Origin of the sequence: Aromatoleum sp. (genome assembly GCF_032027225.1) — a bacterium.
Lineage (GTDB): Bacteria > Pseudomonadota > Gammaproteobacteria > Burkholderiales > Rhodocyclaceae > Aromatoleum.
This window is the reverse complement of record NZ_JAVSMM010000002.1, coordinates 17,602-35,597: the sequence shown is the minus strand read 5'-3', so window position 1 is coordinate 35,597 and position 17,996 is coordinate 17,602. Positions and strand designations below refer to the sequence as shown.

General features: G+C 68.6%; 15 protein-coding genes. 5 read left to right on the top strand and 10 right to left on the bottom strand.

Features of this window, described 5'->3' with window-relative positions:
* Nucleotides 1–235: 235 nt before the first annotated feature.
* The 3 genes from ROZ37_RS03440 to ROZ37_RS03430 all read left to right on the top strand — a co-directional run bounded on the left by ROZ37_RS03440 (nucleotide 236) and on the right by ROZ37_RS03430 (nucleotide 4,835).
* Nucleotides 236–2,146 (top strand): FUSC family protein, encoded by a 1,911-nt coding sequence (locus ROZ37_RS03440; protein ID WP_312657547.1) that lies wholly within the window; start codon nucleotides 236–238, stop codon nucleotides 2,144–2,146.
* 472 nt (nucleotides 2,147–2,618) lie between these two features.
* Nucleotides 2,619–2,942, top strand: coding sequence for a BON domain-containing protein (locus ROZ37_RS03435; RefSeq protein ID WP_312657546.1), 324 nt, complete (start codon nucleotides 2,619–2,621; stop codon nucleotides 2,940–2,942).
* Nucleotides 2,943–3,671: 729 nt separating this feature from the next.
* Entirely contained in the window at nucleotides 3,672–4,835 is a 1,164-nt protein-coding gene (locus ROZ37_RS03430; RefSeq protein ID WP_312657545.1) for a porin, read from the top strand.
* 188 nt (nucleotides 4,836–5,023) lie between these two features.
* On the opposite strand, the gene ROZ37_RS03425 is transcribed toward ROZ37_RS03430, so the two are convergent.
* The gene (locus ROZ37_RS03425; protein WP_312657544.1) at nucleotides 5,024–7,072 is read right to left on the bottom strand and encodes a sigma-54-dependent Fis family transcriptional regulator; all 2,049 of its coding nucleotides are present in this window, start codon (nucleotides 7,070–7,072) and stop codon (nucleotides 5,024–5,026) included.
* A gap of 264 nt (nucleotides 7,073–7,336) precedes the next feature.
* Between ROZ37_RS03425 and pedF the strand changes: the two genes are divergently transcribed.
* Both pedF and ROZ37_RS03415 read left to right on the top strand, forming a co-directional pair.
* Complete coding sequence (gene pedF, locus ROZ37_RS03420; protein WP_312657543.1) at nucleotides 7,337–7,783, top strand: cytochrome c-550 PedF; 447 nt, start codon at nucleotides 7,337–7,339, stop codon at nucleotides 7,781–7,783.
* Complete coding sequence (locus tag ROZ37_RS03415) at nucleotides 7,773–8,615, top strand: transporter substrate-binding domain-containing protein (RefSeq protein WP_312657542.1); 843 nt, start codon at nucleotides 7,773–7,775, stop codon at nucleotides 8,613–8,615. Before pedF ends, ROZ37_RS03415 begins: the two co-directional genes overlap by 11 nt.
* A gap of 13 nt (nucleotides 8,616–8,628) precedes the next feature.
* Here the strand turns inward: ROZ37_RS03415 and ROZ37_RS03410 are convergent, their stop codons facing one another.
* From ROZ37_RS03410 to adh, 9 genes are all read right to left on the bottom strand, one after another.
* Entirely contained in the window at nucleotides 8,629–8,907 is a 279-nt protein-coding gene (locus ROZ37_RS03410; RefSeq protein WP_312657540.1) for a type II toxin-antitoxin system CcdA family antitoxin, read from the bottom strand.
* A gap of 174 nt (nucleotides 8,908–9,081) precedes the next feature.
* Entirely contained in the window at nucleotides 9,082–9,888 is an 807-nt protein-coding gene (locus tag ROZ37_RS03405) for an ABC transporter permease (protein WP_312657539.1), read from the bottom strand.
* A 145-nt stretch (nucleotides 9,889–10,033) separates the two neighbouring features.
* Nucleotides 10,034–11,242, bottom strand: a complete 1,209-nt coding sequence (locus ROZ37_RS03400) for an ABC transporter substrate-binding protein (protein ID WP_312657537.1) — start codon at nucleotides 11,240–11,242, stop codon at nucleotides 10,034–10,036.
* A 22-nt stretch (nucleotides 11,243–11,264) separates the two neighbouring features.
* Nucleotides 11,265–12,239 carry a PQQ-dependent catabolism-associated beta-propeller protein gene (locus ROZ37_RS03395; protein ID WP_312657536.1) on the bottom strand — a complete coding sequence of 325 codons (975 nt, stop codon included), beginning with the start codon at nucleotides 12,237–12,239 and terminating at the stop codon, nucleotides 11,265–11,267.
* 49 nt (nucleotides 12,240–12,288) lie between these two features.
* Nucleotides 12,289–13,119 carry an ABC transporter ATP-binding protein gene (locus ROZ37_RS03390; RefSeq protein WP_312657535.1) on the bottom strand — a complete coding sequence of 277 codons (831 nt, stop codon included), beginning with the start codon at nucleotides 13,117–13,119 and terminating at the stop codon, nucleotides 12,289–12,291.
* Nucleotides 13,116–13,898, bottom strand: coding sequence for an ABC transporter ATP-binding protein (locus ROZ37_RS03385; RefSeq protein WP_312657533.1), 783 nt, complete (start codon nucleotides 13,896–13,898; stop codon nucleotides 13,116–13,118). Before ROZ37_RS03385 ends, ROZ37_RS03390 begins: the two co-directional genes overlap by 4 nt.
* A gap of 5 nt (nucleotides 13,899–13,903) precedes the next feature.
* Nucleotides 13,904–14,650: an ABC transporter permease gene (locus tag ROZ37_RS03380; RefSeq protein ID WP_409449927.1), complete on the bottom strand. Its 747-nt coding sequence runs from the start codon at nucleotides 14,648–14,650 to the stop codon at nucleotides 13,904–13,906.
* A gap of 68 nt (nucleotides 14,651–14,718) precedes the next feature.
* Complete coding sequence (locus tag ROZ37_RS03375; protein ID WP_312657531.1) at nucleotides 14,719–15,705, bottom strand: ABC transporter substrate-binding protein; 987 nt, start codon at nucleotides 15,703–15,705, stop codon at nucleotides 14,719–14,721.
* A gap of 430 nt (nucleotides 15,706–16,135) precedes the next feature.
* The gene (gene adh / locus ROZ37_RS03370) at nucleotides 16,136–17,656 is read right to left on the bottom strand and encodes an aldehyde dehydrogenase (protein WP_312657529.1); all 1,521 of its coding nucleotides are present in this window, start codon (nucleotides 17,654–17,656) and stop codon (nucleotides 16,136–16,138) included.
* Nucleotides 17,657–17,996 lie beyond the last annotated feature (340 nt).

Genomic DNA, 17,996 nt, shown 5'->3' with positions numbered 1-17,996 from the left:
TCGGGCTGAGGTTCGCGCGGCGGGGCATCACGCGTTGCCGATCTACGTGTTTCACCCGGCAGCTAAATACCGTTCGGGCTGAGCTTGTCGAAGCCCTGGCAACGCCCTTCGACAAGCTCAGGGCGAACGGTTGTATCAATTTGCCGGGCCAGTAATAGCCTAGAATTTCGCGTCCCGACCGCGGGGCGTCTTGCACGGTGCGCAGCGGTCGCAATTCAGCCCCGATATTTCCCCCATGACCTCATCCCGTTCGTTCCGTGAGCTCGCGAGTTTTTTCGAGCCCGAGATCATTCGCAAGGCCTTGTCGCTGGCATTTGCCGCATGGCTGTCGTTCGCGATCGCGTCGCTGCTGCACGTCCATAACGCTTACTGGGCGGCGATGCCGGTGTGGGTGCTCACCCAGGCGTCGCGCGGGCTCGTCGTCGAGCGCGCGGTCTTTCGCGTCGTCGGCACGCTGATCGGCGCCGCCATCGGCTTCGCGCTGGTGCATGTGCCGGCGCCGCCGGTCGTGCAACTGGCGCTGCTCGCGGGCTGGATGGGGCTCAATGCGGCGCTTACGCATCTGCTGCGCGGCGTCCATGGTTACGGCGCGCTGCTCGCCGGCATGACCGCCGCGGTGGTCGTGATCCCCGCGCTGCTGACGCCGACCGAATCGCTCGACATCGCGATCGCGCGCGTCGAATGTACGCTGATCGGCGTCGTCGTCAGCACGCTCGTGCTCGCGGTGCTGACCCCGGTGTCGCCGCTCGCCGAGTTCTATACCCAGGTGCGCTCGGTGTCGGCCGACGCGGTCACGTACGCGGCGCGGGTGCTCCGCGACCCGGCCGCTGCCGCTGACGCCGCAGAGGAGGCCCGGCTTATTGCACAGATCAGCCAGCTCGATGCGTCCGCGCGGCCGCTCGCTGCCGGCTCCGTCGAGGGCTATCGGCGACTCGGCGACATCGATCTCCTCATCGTCGGCTCGCTGTCGACGATCGCCGCGGCGCAGGCGTTGAAGGATGCCGGATGCCGAATCGACGCGACGCTGCCCGAATGGCTCGACCGCGTCGCCGCCCAACTGCGTCGGGAACCGCAGGCGGAGGTGCGCGAGGCGGGGTGGGCCGAGGCGGACGACGACGTCGCCATCGCGCGCCTCAAGATCGCGGTCGGGCAGATTCTCGACGCCGCCGATGCGCTCGCCCACGGCGAGCCGCGGCCGGTGTCCCCCGCGACGCGGATCCGCCTCGCGCCGCACCGCGAATGGGCGCTCGCGGGACGCACCGCCGCGCTCGCCGCCGCGGCGAGTTTCGGCGCGGGCGCGGTCGGCCTCATATGGCCGTTGCCCGCGGTCGAGCTTGCCGCGCTCGGCGTGTGCATATTCGTCATGGTGCTCGGCTCGCTGCCGTTGCCGCAGTTCGTCGCGCCGAAGCTTTTCGCCGGCGTCGTCACCGGCGTCGTCGCGGCGACGTTCTACCGCCTCGTGCTGCAACCGCAGCTCGCGTCGAACGCCGCGCTGCTGCTGTCGGTGGTGCCGTTCCTCGTGCTCGGTGGCTTCGGGCGCGCCAATCCACGCACCGGCATCGCCGCGATCGACGCGAACATGTGCTTCCAGCTCGCCTCGCAGGCCGGGATGCCGGCGATCGACGACGTCGGCCGCATCCTCGCCGATTCGGTCGCGCTCGCGGTCGCCGCCGGACTGATGGCCGGCCTGTTCGTGCTGCTGCCGCTCCGGCCCCAACGTCAGGCGATCGACGCCGCGACCGTGATCCGGCGCGACCTGCAGCGCATCCTGGAATCGGACGCCGGCGACCGGCTCGCGTGGCACGCGCGTACTTCGCGCGCGATCCTGCGGCTGACCCTGCATCTGGGCCGCGCGAAAACGCTCGGGGAACGTTGGCCGGCGGGTCTCGTCGCGACGCTCAACCTCGGCCACGCGCTGATCGACCTGCGCAAGCGGGGCATGCCGGAAAACGTCCGTACGCTGCTCGGGTCGATGCTGCAGCAAAAGCGCACACCGCGGCAGACCGTCACGGCCCTCGACGCGCTCGCCAGCGAGATCGACGATGCCGGCACGCAGCGCCAGCTCGCGCGGCTGTCGCTGACCCTTGACCGCGCGGCCGACCTCCTGACCTTCGGCCTTGCGGCGCCGGATTCGCACCGCCGTTAGTCCAGCCGGACGCGACCTTCGGCACGTCGAACGGACGGGCGAGCTTCCGATCTTCACGCTCCCGGCGCCAGCTTCGCGCGGCCTTCGATGCATCACCGCCGCGTCGCATGCGATTACGTTCGCGCCGAGCTTGCCGGATCCCTGCCAGCGTCGGGCGACAGGCTAGCGGCGAACGATTGATTCGAGGACTGGAAAAATGGGCGCGACGCATCGCACGCGTGCGTTCGAAGTTCCGGGAGCAGTGATTGCTTCGGCATGGAGCCGTTTCCGTAATCCTTCCGTGGTGCCCCGTACGGCGTCATCGGTTTTCTGACCGGTTCCGCGCGACATACCCCGGGCGGATGGCGAAAACGTGAAGGCCGGCACTTGCCGGCCAATCCGAAGCAGGGCTTCGACAGCCCGAGACCGATGCCGAAAGCGGCCAGCCTGCGTCCGACCGACGAGGGTTCCGCCGACGGCAATAGGAGGAACCATGCAAAGCGTTGAAAAAATTTCAAACCAGCGACGGGTCCTGATGTTCGGCCTGGTCGGAGCCCTCGTTGCAGGCTGCGCCGGCAGCCGCTCGACCGAGAGCACCGGCGACTATATCGATGACGCGGCGATCACGACGAAGGTGAAAGCGTTGCTGCTGAAAGATCCGCTCGTCGGCGGACTGGCGATCGACGTCGACACCACGAAGGGCCGCGTCCGGCTCGGCGGCACCGTGAAGAGCGAAGCGGAACGCGCGAAGGCGGTCGAGCTCGCGCGCTCGGTCGGCGGCGTGCTATCGGTACAAAACGACCTCGTCGTCAGGTAAAGGCGGCATCGCCCGCGCAACGCGGCTTGCGGGAGCGGCGCGCCGCGCGGGCTATTGAATTTGCGTAAGGTCGGGCGAATCCAAGTGCCGTTCGGACAATAGTCGCGCCTCGAACAATTTCGCCATCGCGTCGTCCCGACACACCGGGAACTGCTCGACGGGAAGGAAGAATTCCTCGTCGTTCAGCCTCGACCAAATTCGGGCGGCGGTGCGATCGAAACTGCAACAGCACGAAACGTGCGTGCCAGGCGCCACGGATGTCATGTCCGCGCGCCCAAGCAGTCGCTGCGTGAGCTCGATCGCCGAGGTCGAGACACCGCCTGGCTCTGCGCCGCATCGATGACGGGTTCCAGCTTCACCGTCCCTTCCATGCACGCGAAAGTGCATCCGCGGTTCTGCTCCGAGAGAAGAAAATAAACCGAAGCCCTCGGCTCGAAGAACCTGTTGGGTCCTCGCGAAATAGTTCGACCCGGCGGCGGTAGGCGGCGCAGCCCACTGCTCAACCCTGGAACACCTGTCGCCCCCCGACTGTTCGCGTCTGTCTCAAACAGGCGCAGGTCTTGAGCGGTTTTCGCCGCAAAACACCCTTTTTTCCCCTGGTATGCGCTGTTTTGCCTCCGAAGTCGCACTGGCTCGGTGCTTGCGCTCCTGCGCTGGCGGTCGGGCGTGACGTCCGCGCCGCGACTTCAACCAAAAAGATTGATCCGCAGCCAAGGAGGCACGAAGGGAATGAAAGCTCGACTGTTGAAGGGGACAGCACTGGGGGTGGCGCTCGCCGCGGCGGGACTGGGTGACGCGAACGCGGTGAGTTTCACGCAGGGCGACGCGACGATCGACATCAACGGCACGATCAACGGGTTCTACGCGCATCGCTCGGTCGAGGCGAACGGGGTCAGGACGAACGACTCGGCGCTGACGAACGGGCTCCTCCCGGGGTGGATCAATTTCGTATTCACGACGAAGGTCGAAGGCCTCGACATCAAGGCGCACGTCGGTTTCGCGCCCGGCCTCAACGACAAGTCGGACGTCGTCGGCCTGCCGAGCGATCCGGGGTGTGGCGGTGCCGTCGGGTGCGACAGCCCGTTCTCGCAGATCGACACGCGCAACCTGTACTTCCAGTTCGGGTCGAGCGACTGGGGCACGATCAAGTTCGGCCGCGACATCGGGCTTTTCGGGCAGAAGATCATCCTGGCCGACATGACGCTGCTGGGCCTCGGCGGCAACAGCTACGCGGCGACGCCGTTCAACACGACCTTCGGGATGATCGGCCACGGCTACATGTACACCGGCTTCCAGCCGCAGATCACCTACACGACGCCCACGTGGGGCGGTTTCTCGGCGTCGGCGGGCATCTTCGATCCGAACAAGTTCGCCGGTGACGAGACCGATTCGCCGGGCTTCCAGGCGATGGTGACGTACGACTGGAAGTCGGACAGCACGAGCACGTCGCTGTGGGCGGGCGGTGTCCATCAGGCCACGAGCGGCGACGGCAGCTTCGATGCGAGCGGGTTCGAGCTCGGCGGCAAGTTCGGGTTCGGCAACTTCGAGGCGGTGGCCTATGGGTTCAGCGGCGACGGACTGGGCCTGGCGACGGTCGGCGCGCTGTACTTTTCCCCGTTCGAGAAGACGCGCGGCAAGGGCTACTTCGTGCAGGGCACGTACAAGTTCGGCAAGACGAAGGTCGGACTGAACTACGGCGAGAACCGCGACAGCGGCGGGCTGCTGGCGGACACGAACCGCTTCCGCTCGGCGACGTTCGGCGTCTATCACAGCCTGAACAAGTACATCACGCTCGTCGGCGAGTACAACCGCGAGAAGGGCATCGGCGACGACCTGTTCCCGGGCGACACGAAGACGCGCACGATCTCGCTCGGCGGCATCATCTTCTTCTGATTGGAGACGAGCCGGCATCTGGGCCGGCACGACGTACGGCGCGCGACGGTGCCCGAAGGGGCTCGCCGCGCGCCGATTGCGGTTCTGCGACCGGCAAGCGGAGCGATCTCGGACTTAGCGGCTTCCTATGCCGCCGACGTCGTCCTTCGCCTGTCGAGCGCCGCGATGCCCGGCGTCCGTCGCGCGGATCAGCCGATGCGCCCCAGCTTCCGATAAAGCGTGTTGCGGCTGACGCCGAGGCGGCGGGCGGCGGCGGAGACGTTGCCGCCGACTTCGCGGATGACGGTCGCGATCGCGGCGAGTTCGATCTCGTCGAGGCTCCGCGGTTCGGGACCGGCTTCGACCGCGGGCTGGGCGGGAGCGGCGGCAGGCGGCACCGCGCCGACGTCGTCGGACGATTGACAGCTGAATAGCTCCTCGGGCAGGTGTACCGGACGGATTTCGTCCTCGTCGTCGTCGAGCAACGCGACCGCGACGCGGATCACGCTCTGCAACTGACGGATGTTGCCGGGCCACGCGTAGCGCTCGAAGAAGCTCATGACTTCCTCGCCGATGCCGACGCCCTGCGGGCGCATGTCGCGGGTTTCGGCGGCGAGTAGCTTGGCGACGATCCCGCGGATGTCGGTGCGCTCGCGCAGCGGCGGCAGCGTCACGGTGAGGCTGTTCACGCGGTAGTACAGGTCTTCGCGGAACACGCCCTGGCGCACCGCGTCGCGCAGCACGCGGTGCGTCGCGCAGACGAGCGAGATGTCGACCGGAACCGACGCCAGCGCGCCGACCGGCGTGACGCTGCGCTCCTGCAGCACGCGCAGCAGCCGCGCCTGCATGCCGAGCGGCATGTCGCCGATTTCGTCGAGGAACAGCGTGCCGCCGTGGGCCTGCTGGATCTTGCCGATCGCGCCTTCGCGCCGCGCGCCGGTGAAGGCGCCGCCGCTGTAGCCGAAGAGCTCCGATTCGATCAGGTTCTCGGGGATCGCCGCGCAGTTGAGCGCGACGAACGGGCCGTCGCCGCGCGGGCCGCTGTTATGGAACGCGTGCGCGAAGAGTTCTTTGCCGACGCCCGACTCGCCCTGGATCAGCAGCGGAATGTCCTTGCCCTCCACCTTGCGCGCCCGGTCGAGCGCGAGCTGGAGGCGGGCGTCGCCGGTCGCGAGGCAGGCGAGCGTGAGTCGTGCCGGCCGGTCCGCGGCGGCAGCGGTTTTCGACGGGGACGTGGCGCGGGCCGACCCGGTGGCGGCGATTTTCGCCGGTGTCGCCGTGCTGCGGGTTGAGGTGCCGCCGCGGGACAGCTCCACCGCCGCGTGGCGATGCCCATGCACCTGCACGTACACCGAGTCGCCGCGCCGCAGTTCGAGCTGCGTCAGCGCGTCGCCGGCGCTCGCGGTGCGTTCGAGAAGCTGACCGAAACCGATCCGGAAGAGATTCGTGAGCGGCAGCGCGCCGCTTATCTCCGCGGGCAGGCTGAGGCAGTCGCGCGCGACCGGGTTCGCACCGATCACGTAACCGTCGTCGTCGAGCGCGAGCAGTCCCTCCTGCAGCGTGCCGACGTATTCCGGGCGCGAGTGGAAGGCGACGCGGAAGTTCTTCGAGAAGCGCGATTCGAACAGCCGCTTTTCGAGGAGCTGCACCGACAGGCGGACGAGGCCCAGCGTGTGGCGTTGCGGCACATGGGCCGCGCCCGAAATGTCGAACACGCCGACGACCTTGCCGAGCGCGTCGAAGATCGGCGCGGCGCTGCAGGTCAGGAAGCCGTTGCGTTCGAGGTAGTGTTCGGCGCCCAGCACTTCGACCGGCCGGCGCTCGACGATCGCCGTGCCGATTGCGTTCGTGCCGCGCCCGTCCTCGTTCCAGGAAGCCCCGGGGCGCAGCGCGACCTGCTGCGCGCGGTCGACGAAATCGGGGTCGCCGAGGCTGTGCAGGATCAGGCCGTCGCTGTCGGCCAGGATCACCATGCTGCCCGACGCGCGGATCTGCTCGAACAGGTGCTCCATGATGCCGCCGGCCTGGTCGAGCAGCGCGACGCTGCGCTCGCGCGCATCCGAAAGCTCCGCGCGGCCGACCGGGTCGAGGGTATGACGATCCAGATGATCGAGCCCCGCGGTCCGGCAGCGCTGCCAGGAGCGCAGGACCGGCGGCGCGAGCCCCGTCTCGGGCAGTTCGCCGAGCTCGAAGAAAAATCGTCGGGCAGCCGCGAGCTTCTCGTCGCGGCTCTCCCGCAGTTGCGGTAAGACCCCCATCTCCTCCTCCTTGTCCCCTGCGATTCTGCGCGGGCCTTTTTATGTGTCGACCCTGTGTCAAAACGTAGCACTTGGGCTGTGTTGAAGCAATCGGGCTGTTCGAGTCCGTGACGGAGTCGAGCAAGTTCCCTGCCAGCGGTAAACCCGCGAAATTGCTCGCTTTCAGGCGTTTCGGCGCGTTTCCCGTTCGTGGCATAGCCCTTGCGAAGGTGGACGCATGCCGCCCGGCGGCACCGATTACAAACGACCCAGGAGGAGACACAGGTGAACATCGATAAATCGACGGCGACGCTGACCCGCAAACTGCGCCTCGGAGCGCTCGCGATCGCCCTTGCCGCCGGCGCCGGCCTTGCCGCGGCGCATGGCGACGTCACGCCGCAGGCGGTGGACACGTCGGGGCTGAAGCCGCTCGGCGAAGATTGGCAGGGGGTCAATCCCTATCGCGACAACGCCGATGCGATCCGCATCGGCGATTCGGCCTTCAACCAGAACTGCGCGCGCTGCCACGGGCTCGGCGCCGTCTCGGGCGGCATTGCGCCGGATCTGCGCAAGCTCGACATCGAGCCCGAAACCGACGAGTACTTCATCGGCCGCGTGCGCACCGGCGTCACGCGCAACGGCGCCGTGTACATGCCGCCGTTCGAAGGCACGCTGTCGCAGGAAGCGATGTGGGCCATCCGGGCCTGGCTGGAGACCGTCCGTGAAAAATGATCGCCGCCACTTCCTTTTCGCCGCGACCGCGCTGCTCGCCGGCGCGATGCTGCCGGCGCATGCGGTCGCCCAGCTCGAACTGCAGCAGCCCGGAGCGCTGCGCGTCGCGGTCTATGCGAACTTCGCGCCGTACTCGGCGCGTGGCAAGGGGATCGATATCGCGCTCGGCCAGGCGCTCGCGCAGCGCCTGGGACTGCGCGCGGAGTTCGTCGAATTCACCGCCGACGAGAACATGAGCGACGACCTGCGCAACATGGTGTGGCGCGGCCATTACCTCGGGACGCGGCCGGCCGACGTGATGATGCACGTGCCGGTCGACGCGCATTTTGCCGCCGAGAACGACAAGGTCGAGATCTTCGCGCCTTACCACCTGGAGACGATGGCGGTTGCGCGCGACCCCGCGCGCGTGCCGCGTATCGCGGGCTCGGCGGCGAATGCCTTCGAGGTGTTCACGCGCGAGAAGATCGGCGCGGAAGTCGATACGCACGCGAGCGACTACCTGCTGCAGGTCCTCAACGGTCGCCTGCGCGACAACGTCGTCCATTTTCCCAACGTCACCGACGCGGTCGCCGCGCTCTCGCGCAAGGAGGTCGCCGCGGTGATGTCGACGCGCGCCCAACTCGAAGCCGCGCTGAAGGACGTCCCCGGCTACGAGATCGACTCGGTCACGCTGCCCGAGATGCGCGTCACCGGCTGGCCGCTGGGGATGGCCGTCAAGGCGGAACACCACGAACTCGCCGCCGCGCTGTCGGGCGCGCTGGCGGAGCTGCAGCGCTCGGGCGACCTCGTGCGCATCTTTTCCGCGCACGGGGTCACGCACCGGACGCCTTGAGCGCGGTTTCAGGTTACGACATGCCCCGCTGACGGGCATGTCGCAATACCTCGAAGCGCGACATCAAAACCCTCGATAGCGCGCGAGCGGAAGCCTCGACATAGGCGTTCGAACTCGCCAGCGGGTCGCTATTTTCGGCAAGCCACAGCTCGGCGCGGCGGACCGCTACAGCCCGGGCAAGCACATCGTTCTGGGAAATGTCGGTGTTCGACGACTTGGTTTCAGCCAGCCGGTCTTCGACCGGGGTGACGTTGGCGGCGCTATGCGCCGTTGATGGCGAGGAGCGTCTCATCGATGTTTCCTCCACTGATCGGTCCGAGCGTTTTCACTGGTGCGTGTGAATCCCACACCATTATCGGCGGCCGCCAAGCGCCTCTGCCTGAATTTCCGCGGCGCAAGAGCACTGCTCCATTTTGGAACACACTTGCGCCGTGACGGAACAATTCCGACCGTGCGACCCGTCATGTCAAGCCGGCTTGCCGCGCCTGGCGATGCCCCGCTGGGGGTCGTAGCCCCAGGCCGCGAGCGTGAAGAACAGGACGAGGCAGCCGGCGACGATCGCGAGCGAATCGCCGGCGAACTGGCCGTAGAGCGCGAACCGGATCGCCTCGACCGCGTGCGTGAAGGGGTTCCACTGCGCGACCGCGTGGATCGCCGCGGCGCCGGATTCCTCGAGCTTCCACAACGGGTACAGCGCGGGCGAGACGAAGAACATCGGAAAGATCACGAAATTCATCGTGCCGGCGAAGTTCTCCAGTTGGCGCACATGCACCGACAGCAGCAGGCCGAGCGCGCCGAGCATCATGCCGGCGAGCACGACGACCGGCAGCGCGTAGAGCCAGCCGCTCCACGGCACGTCGACGCCGAAGAGCGCGGCGATGACGAGAAAGACGTAAGCCTGCAGCACCGACAGCAGCGTGCCCGCGAGCAGCTTCGCGAAAAGCAGATAGGCGCGCGGCAGCGGCGCAGTCAGCAGCAAACGCATCATGCCCATCTCGCGGTCGTAGACCATCGCGAGCGACGACTGCATGCCGTTGAACAGCAGCACCATGCCGAGCAGCCCGGGGACGATATACACCTGGTACGGAATGTAGGTGTCGTAGGGCGGGATGATCGACACGCCGAACACGTTCTGGAAACCCGCGGCGAACACGACGAGCCACAGCAGCGGCCGCACCAGCGCGGAGGCGAAGCGGCCGCCCTGGCGGACGAACTTGGCGACCTCGCGGCCGGCGATCGCCTGCAGCGCGAGCAGGGCATGTTGCAGTTTCATTGGCACCTCTTCGGGTTCGGGCGCAGCGGCAAGGGGGTGGCCGGAAAAGGGATGGCCGCGAAAGCGACAGCGGGGAGACGAATGGCCGCGAAAGGGACAGCGGGGAAAGGGGCCATCGCGGAAGACGCTTCCCCGATCCGCGGCATCAGAACGCGCAGCGGCTGTCGCGGCGGTCGAAGCCGAGCGTGTCCAGGTTCTGCGTCGGGTGCAGAAAGCCCGCGATCGGCGCGCGTTCGATGACCGCGTTGTGCGTCGCGAGCAGCATCGGCTGGCGCAACTGGTTGTCCCACGGGCGGAAACCGAGGCGGCTGCCCTTGAAGCCGTCGAGCGTGATGTCCTCGCCCTTGATGTATTTCGCGAGCGCCGGGAAGGGCGCGTTCTGCGTGCGGACGACGGCCTCGACGACGGTCTTGACCGCCATCCACGCGGCCCAGTCGGGAGCCGCCATCCGCCGCGCCGCCTGCTTTTCCAGCCGCGCGTTGAGCTGCGGCGCGCCGTGGCGCTCCCACGACCAGTGCCACGCGGTCGCGACGAGCCCTTCGCTGCCGACGACGGGGCGCGGGCGCACGGTGCGGTACGGCACGCTGCGCGCGAACTCGCCATCGGAGTCGGCGACGAAGACGACGTCGTGGTCCGGGCCGGCGGTCAGCAGCGCGACGTTGCCCTGGTCGCGCTGGCGCGGATCGTTGCTCAGCACGAACGGCCGGCGCTCGGCGATCTTCAGCCCGAAGCGCTTTGCCGAACGCTCGAAGGCCGCTGCGAGCAGCCGGTCTTCGGGCTTCGGCCCTTCGAGCAGCAATACTGACCGCCACTTCTTCGACACGAGGAACTGCGCCAACGCGTCCGCGCGCATCGCGTCGTTCGGCAGCGTGTGCAGCAGGTTCGGCTGGCACTGCTCCTGCCGCAGCGCGTCGTCCGGTGCGGAGACGTTGAACAGCAGCAGCTCGCGGCCGCGCACGGCCTTCGACACGTCGGCGACGACCGGGGCGGGGGCATCGATCAGGAAGAAGCGCACGCCGTCCTTCGCGAGGCGCTCGACCGCCGCGACGAGCGCACTGGCGTCCCCGCCCGAAACCCGTTCCAGCGCGAACTCCGTGCCGACCGCTTGGCCCACGAAGCGCGCTTCGCGCAGCGCCACTTCGGCGCCGGCGAACGGACGGCCGAGCGGCTGCGCGAGGCCGCGGAAGAAGAGGCGGGTTTCGTCGTAGCGCGCGTCGGGTTCGACTTCGAGGACGGCGATGCGGGTCGTCGCGGCGCTCGCGGCCGTCGCGACGCCGAGCGCGAGGAACAGCCCCGCGAGCCGGCGGCCGAACGGGCCGCTGAAGAAGCGTCGCGCGAGCGTCGTCGGTTGCATCCGCGTTCTCATCGGTCGTCGCTCAGTCATCGATCACGACGCTGTGCGGCACGCGGCCGACCGCGACCGAGCGCAGTACCTTGTGCGTGCGGGTGTCGACCACCGAGATGTCGTCGGACAGGCCGTTGGCGACGAGGAGCAGGCTCTCGTCGCGGTTCAGCGTCGCGCCCCACGCGCGATTGCCGACCAGCACGTAGTCCTGCACCTTGCGCGCCGGGACGTCGACGACCGCGACGTGGTTCGCGCGGCCGAGCGTGACGAAGGCCGTCTTGCCGTCGCGCGTCATCGTGATGCCGACCGGCGTCACGTCGTCGGCACGAAAGCCCTTCGGGGTGAAGGCGATCGTGGCCTTGACCTTGTTGGTCGCGCCGTCGAGCACTGTCACCTGTCCGCCGAGCTCGCTCGTGACCCACACTTCGCCGCCGTCGGGCGTCATCGCGAAGCGCCGCGGCCGGTTAGCGACGACGACGTTGGCGAGAATCTTGAGGCTCGCGGTGTCGATCACGTGGACCATGTTCGCGACCTCGGACGTGACGTACAGCCGGCGCCCGTCCGGGCTCAGCCGGACGCCTTCCGGCTCTTCGCCGACCTCGATCTGCGCCGCCGGCTTGCGGGTCGCGATGTCGATCACCGAGACCTGCGCGTCCTCCTCGTGCGACACGTACAGGCGCTTGCCGTCGGCGCCGAGATCGAACATCTCGGGGTCCTCGCCGACGGGAATGCTGTGGGAGACCTTGAGCTGCGCAATGTCGATGACGTCGATGCGGTTCGCGTCGCTCGCGATCACGTACAGCGCCGTGCGGTCCGGGCTCAGCTTCATGTCGCGCGGACGCTTGCCGGTCGGGATCGCCTTCACGACCTGCCAGGTCCGGCCGTCGATCACGGTCACCGCGTTGTCGTTCTCGCTGCTGACGAAGACGTAGCCGGTGCTCTTCGCGCCGGCCGACGCGGCGGCGAGTGCGAGGGTCAGTGCTGCGAACACGGTGCGAAAGCGCATTACGGTCGATCTCCTGTCGCGACGGCAAGCATGCGTTGGGTTGAAGGGTTCAGTCGGCGCTCGCGCCGGTGATTTCGAGGAAGGCTTCGGCGAGCGTCGGCTTGCCCGCGGCGCCGGCGAGTTCCGCCGGGCGGCCTTGGGCGACGACGCTCCCCTTGTGCAGCACGATCACGCGGTCGGCCGCCTCCGCCTCGTCGACGAGGTGGGTCGCCCACAGCACGCCGACGCCGCGTGCCCGCAGCGCCAGCACTTCGTCGAGCAACTGGCGGCGCGACGCCGGGTCGAGCCCGACCGTTGCCTCGTCCATCAGCAGCACCGCGGGTTCGTGCACCAGGGCGCGTGCGAGCTCGACCTTGCGCCGGTTGCCGCCGCTCAGCTCGCGCACGGGGTCGCTCGCGCGCTCGGCGAGGCCGAGGCGGGCGAGTGCGTCGCCGATGCGTTCGCGCGCGCGGCGGCCGCCGAGACCGTGCAGGTTCGCGTGGAATTTCAGGTTCGCCGCGACGCCGAGGTCGAGGTCGAGCGTCGGCTGCTGGAACACGACGCCGATCGCCGCGAGCGCCGCGACCGGCTCGTCGCGAATGTCGTGCCCGGCGATGCGGATCTGCCCCGAGTCGGCGTTGAAGAGCCCGGTCAGCAACTGGAACAGCGTGCTCTTGCCGGCGCCGTTCGGTCCGAGCAGCGCGACGAACTCGCCGCGCGAGACGTGCAGGCTCACGCCCCGCAGCGCTTCGCGTGCGCCGTAGGACTTGCGCACGTCGTCGAGGCGCAGCAGGGCTTCGGCTTCCGCGAGGCGGTTCCCGGCCGCTTCGGCTGTCGCGAGGCGGTTCCCGGCCGCTTCGGCTGTCGCGACGGCTTTCGATCCGGCGTTCAAGTCGGTCATCGGCGGCCCCCGTCGTCGATCGCAAACTCGTCGTGCGCCGGTTGCGCGAGGCCGGCGAGCAGTTGCGGGTGTTGCGCGAGCAGCGCTGCGTGCAGAGCCTGCACCGCGGGGTCGGCGGGCAGGCGCGGTCGCGGCAAGGTGACGGGGACTTCGAGGACGACGCGGCCGGGCGCCGCGGACAGGAAGCACACGCGGTCGGCGAGGGCGAGCGCTTCGTGGAGGTCGTGCGTGACGAAGAGCACCGTGCAGCGGCAGCGCTGCCACAGTTCGACGAGCATCGCGCGCAGCCGGTCCGCGGTCGGCACGTCGAGCGACACGAAGGGCTCGTCCATCAGCAGCAGCTTGGGCTCGATGACGAAGGCGCGGGCGAGCGCGACGCGCCGCTGCATCCCGCCCGATAGATGCCCGGGGAAGGCGTCCATCACTTCGCCCAGTCCCATCGCGACGAGCAGTTCGCGTGCACGTTGCTGCGCCGCCGCCGACGGACCGGCGACCAGCGTGACGTTTTCGAGCACCGTGAGCCACGGCATCAGGCGCGGCTCCTGGAACATGAAGCCGGTGCCGTCGCCGAGCGGCGCGCCGGCGAGGCTGACGCGTCCCTCGACGTCGCCGTCGAGCCCGCCGACGACGTTCAGCAGCGTCGTCTTGCCGCATCCCGACGGGCCGACGATGCAGACGAATTCCCCCGGCGCCGCATTCAGGTCGAGCCCCGCCAGCGCGACGTGGGGCCGGCCGCCGCGGTCGGCGAAGGATTTTCTTCCGATTGCGATTTCAAGCATCCGTGTCACCCCCGCCACCGTGTCAGGCGCCGCTCGAGCGGTCGAAGACCCGCCGCTTCGACGATCAGCACGATCCCGGCGAAGACCAGCGTGTAGGCGAGGATGCCCGCGATGTCGAAGAACTGGAAGAACAGGTTGAGCTGAAAGCCGATGCCATTGCTGCGGCCGAGCAGTTCGACGACCAGCACGATCTTCCAGATCAGCGACAGCCCGGTGCGCGCGGCCGCCATCAGGTAGGGATAGAGCTGCGGCAGATAGACCTGGGTCAGCGTGCGCCCGCGCGGCAGGCGGTAGGCGTGTGCGACCTGCATCAGGCGGCGGTCGACGGCGCGCGCGCCTTCGCGCACCGTCACGATGACCGTCGGGATCTTGTTCACCGCGACCGCGACGATCGCCGCCGTGTCGTTGAGTCCGAACCACACGTAGCACAGGATGATCGTGACCAGGGCCGGGATGTTGAGCCCGAGCACCAGCCAGCCGTCGAGCAGCAGGTCGAGCCGCTTCCAGCGGCCCATCGCGATGCCGATCAAGGTGCCGATCGCCATCGCGAGCACAAAGCTCACCGCGACGCGCCCGAGCGTGATCGCGAGATGGAACGGCAGCGCGAGCGACCGGGTTTCGTCGATGACACGGCCGAACACGGCCGCGGGTGCGGGCAGCGCGGGGCTCGCGAGCCACGCGGCGGCGACCTGCCACAGCGCGACGAAGGCGAGCAGCGACGCGACGCGCAGCCAGCCGTCGCCGCTCGGCATCCACGCCTTAGACGAGGCATTCTTGCGCGACTCCGGCAGCGGCAACATCGCGCCCTGATCGGCGATCTTCACTGCCCGGTCCCGTGCCAGAAGGTGCCCGTGGGCAGCGAGGTCGCGGGACCGACGAGTTCCGCGCCGCCTTCGTCGGCGAGGATGTGGAACACGCGCTGGGCGTTGCGCTCGGCCTGCGCGCGGTCGGCGCCCGGGATTCCGTCGCGGAAACCCTGCCGCAGCGCGGCGAGCGTCGCGTCGTCCTCCGCACGCGTCATCGGCCGCAGCTCTTCCCAGACCGCGTCCGATTCGCGCATCAGCTGCTTCGCGCGAGCGGAGGCGCGGAGGAAGCCTTCGAGCGCCGCGCGGTTGCGCGAGGCCCATTCGTCGCGGAACACCCAGCCGAGCATCGGCAGATCGCCTTCGACCCCGAGCGAACGCAGGATCTCGTCGAGGCCGAGCAGCTCGCGCATCCCGGCCGCCTGCAGCCGCGCCGCGTAGTGCCAGAAGTTGAGCACCGCCGGCAATTCGCCCTTGAGCATCAGCGCGTTGAGCAGCGGCGGGGCGCCGAAGTCGGGTTTGACGAGTTGCGCGGCATCTTCGCCGAGCGTGCGGCGCGCATGCGCGCGCAGCAGCAGCCAGCTCTTGTCGAGTGCGCCGCCGGCGACGCCGAGGCGCTTGCCGCGCAGGTCGGCGAGCGAACGCACGCCGGCGTCGGGGCGCACCATCACGCTGCCGATCGCGCGCGAGTAGGGCACGAACGCGAAGTCGCGCCCTTCGGCACGCTGCCGCGCGACCCAGATCCAGTCATTGACGACGACATCGACGGCGCCGCCCTGGATCGCGACGCTCGCCGCGTCCTTCAGCGCCAGCGGGACGATCTCGAGCCGCACGCCTTCGCGCTCGGCGAGCCCCATGCGCTGCATCACTTCGAGCTCCCAGCTCACGGTGCCGTATTGCAGGACGCCGATGCGGATCGTCGCCGGGTCGGCCGCGCCGGCCGGCGATACGAACGGCGCGAGCAGCAGCGCGAGCATCAGGATGCGCGCAAGCCAGGCATTCATGCCCGTGTCTCCATCGTTGTCGTTGTCCGGCGTCGGGCGCGCCGGTAGGCCAGGAGAAGCATGAACCGGGCCGGCCGGCCGCAGCACAAGGAATCCGCGGGCCGGAGGCACAGCGTGTGCCAGTTATGGGACACCTGTTCAAAAACGTGACAGTCGGCGCGGGCGGCGGAAACTCGCCGCCGACGAACAATCGGGCATTCGGTCGATCCGTCGCCGGCCGGCGCGTCGAGATTTCTGCGTCATCTCCAATCGGCGGTGCTGCGGTCGCGCCGGGCGCATCGTCGGCGTCGTGCGCGAACGCCGGCGCTGCAAAAAAAAACGGGCGGCCGAAGCCGCCCGCAAGCTCGCCCGGGGGGTAGAGGAGGGACGGTGCGAAGAAACTCCGCGCCGGGCCGACGCGACAGGGGGCCGGCCCGGCGGTGCGCGGGGTTCAGAAGAAGCCGAGCGCGTTCGGGCTGTAGCTGACGAGCAGGTTCTTCGTCTGCTGGTAGTGGTCGAGCATCATCTTGTGCGTTTCGCGGCCGATGCCGGATTCCTTGTAGCCGCCGAAGGTCGCGTGGGCGGGGTAGGCGTGGTAGCAGTTCGTCCACACGCGCCCGGCCTTGATCGCGCGGCCCATGCGGTACGCGACGCTGCCGTCGCGCGACCACACGCCGGCGCCGAGCCCGTACGGGGTGTCGTTCGCGATCTCGAGCGCTTCGGCTTCGTCCCTGAAGGTGGTCACCGCGAGCACCGGCCCGAAGATCTCCTCCTGGAAGATGCGCATCTTGTTGTGGCCCTTGAACAGCGTCGGCTGGATGTAATAGCCCTCCGCGAGTGCGCCGCCGAGATGCGCGCGGTCGCCGCCGATCAGCAGTTGCGCGCCTTCCTCGCGGCCGACGTCGAGGTAGGACAGGATCTTGTTCATCTGCGCGGTCGAGGCCTGCGCGCCCATCATCGTCTCGGTGTCGAGCGGGTTGCCCTGCTTGATCGCCTTCACGCGCGCGAGCACGCGGTCCATGAAGCGGTCGTACATCGACTCCTGGATCAGCGCGCGCGACGGGCAGGTGCACACTTCGCCCTGGTTGAACGCGAAGAGCACCATGCCTTCGACCGCCTTGTCGAATAGCGCGTCGTCGGCGTTGGCGATGTCGGCGAAGAAGATGTTGGGCGACTTGCCGCCGAGTTCCAGCGTCGCGGGGATCAGGTTCTGCGCCGCCGCCTGTGCGATCACGCGACCCGTCGCGGTGGAGCCGGTGAAGGCGACCTTCGCGATGCGCTTGCTGGTCGCGAGCGGCATCCCGGCTTCGCCGCCGAAGCCATTGACGACGTTGAGCACCCCCGGTGGCAGCAGGTCGGCGATCAGCTCGGCCAGCACGAGGATGCTGACCGGGGTCGATTCGGCCGGCTTCAGCACGACGCAGTTGCCCGCACCGATCGCCGGCGCGAGCTTCCACGCGGCCATCAGGATCGGGAAGTTCCACGGGATGATCTGGCCGACGACGCCGAGCGGCTCGTGGAAGTGGTACGCGACGGTGTGCTCGTCGATCTCGCTGATGCCGCCTTCCTGCGCCCGCAGGCAGCCGGCGAAGTAGCGGAAGTGGTCGACGGCGAGCGGGATGTCGGCGTTGAGCGTCTCGCGGATCGCCTTGCCGTTGTCGACCGTTTCGACGTAGGCGAGCAGTTCGAGGTTGGCTTCGAGGCGGTCGGCGATCTTCAGCAGGATGTTCGCGCGGTCGGCGGCCGAAGTGCGGCCCCACTTGTCGGCAGCGGCGTGCGCGGCGTCGAGCGCGAGCTCGATATCTTCCGCGCTCGAGCGCGCGACCTGGCAGAACGGCTTGCCGCTGATCGGCGTGAGATTGTCGAAATACTGGCCGCGCACCGGCGCGACCCACTTGCCGCCGATGAAATTGTCGTAGCGCGATTTGAACTGGAACTTGGCACCCGCGGTGCCCGGCATCTCGTAGATCATCGACCTGTCTCCTGTGTTTGTTGAAAACGCCCTTGCGTCGCAGGGCCGTCCGCACGCCGCGTGCCAGCGCCGCGTCGCTTCTTTCGGGCGCACCGAGTGTCCAGACGCCGCGCGGGTTTCCGGGCCGAAGAGGTGCTCGTCGCATATCCGATCGGCCGAGCGACTGCCTCGCGCCGCGCCGCTCAAGAAGGGCACATCTGCGCCGAAACGAGACACTGCGCGGGGCGGCCGGAAAAGGGCCGAGCGGCGGGGGCCGGGCGGCGCCCGTACGCGCAAGCCGCTGCCCCTAGGGCTCGCGCGCGACCATGCACGGGGCGAAGGGGAACGGAATGGTTCCTGC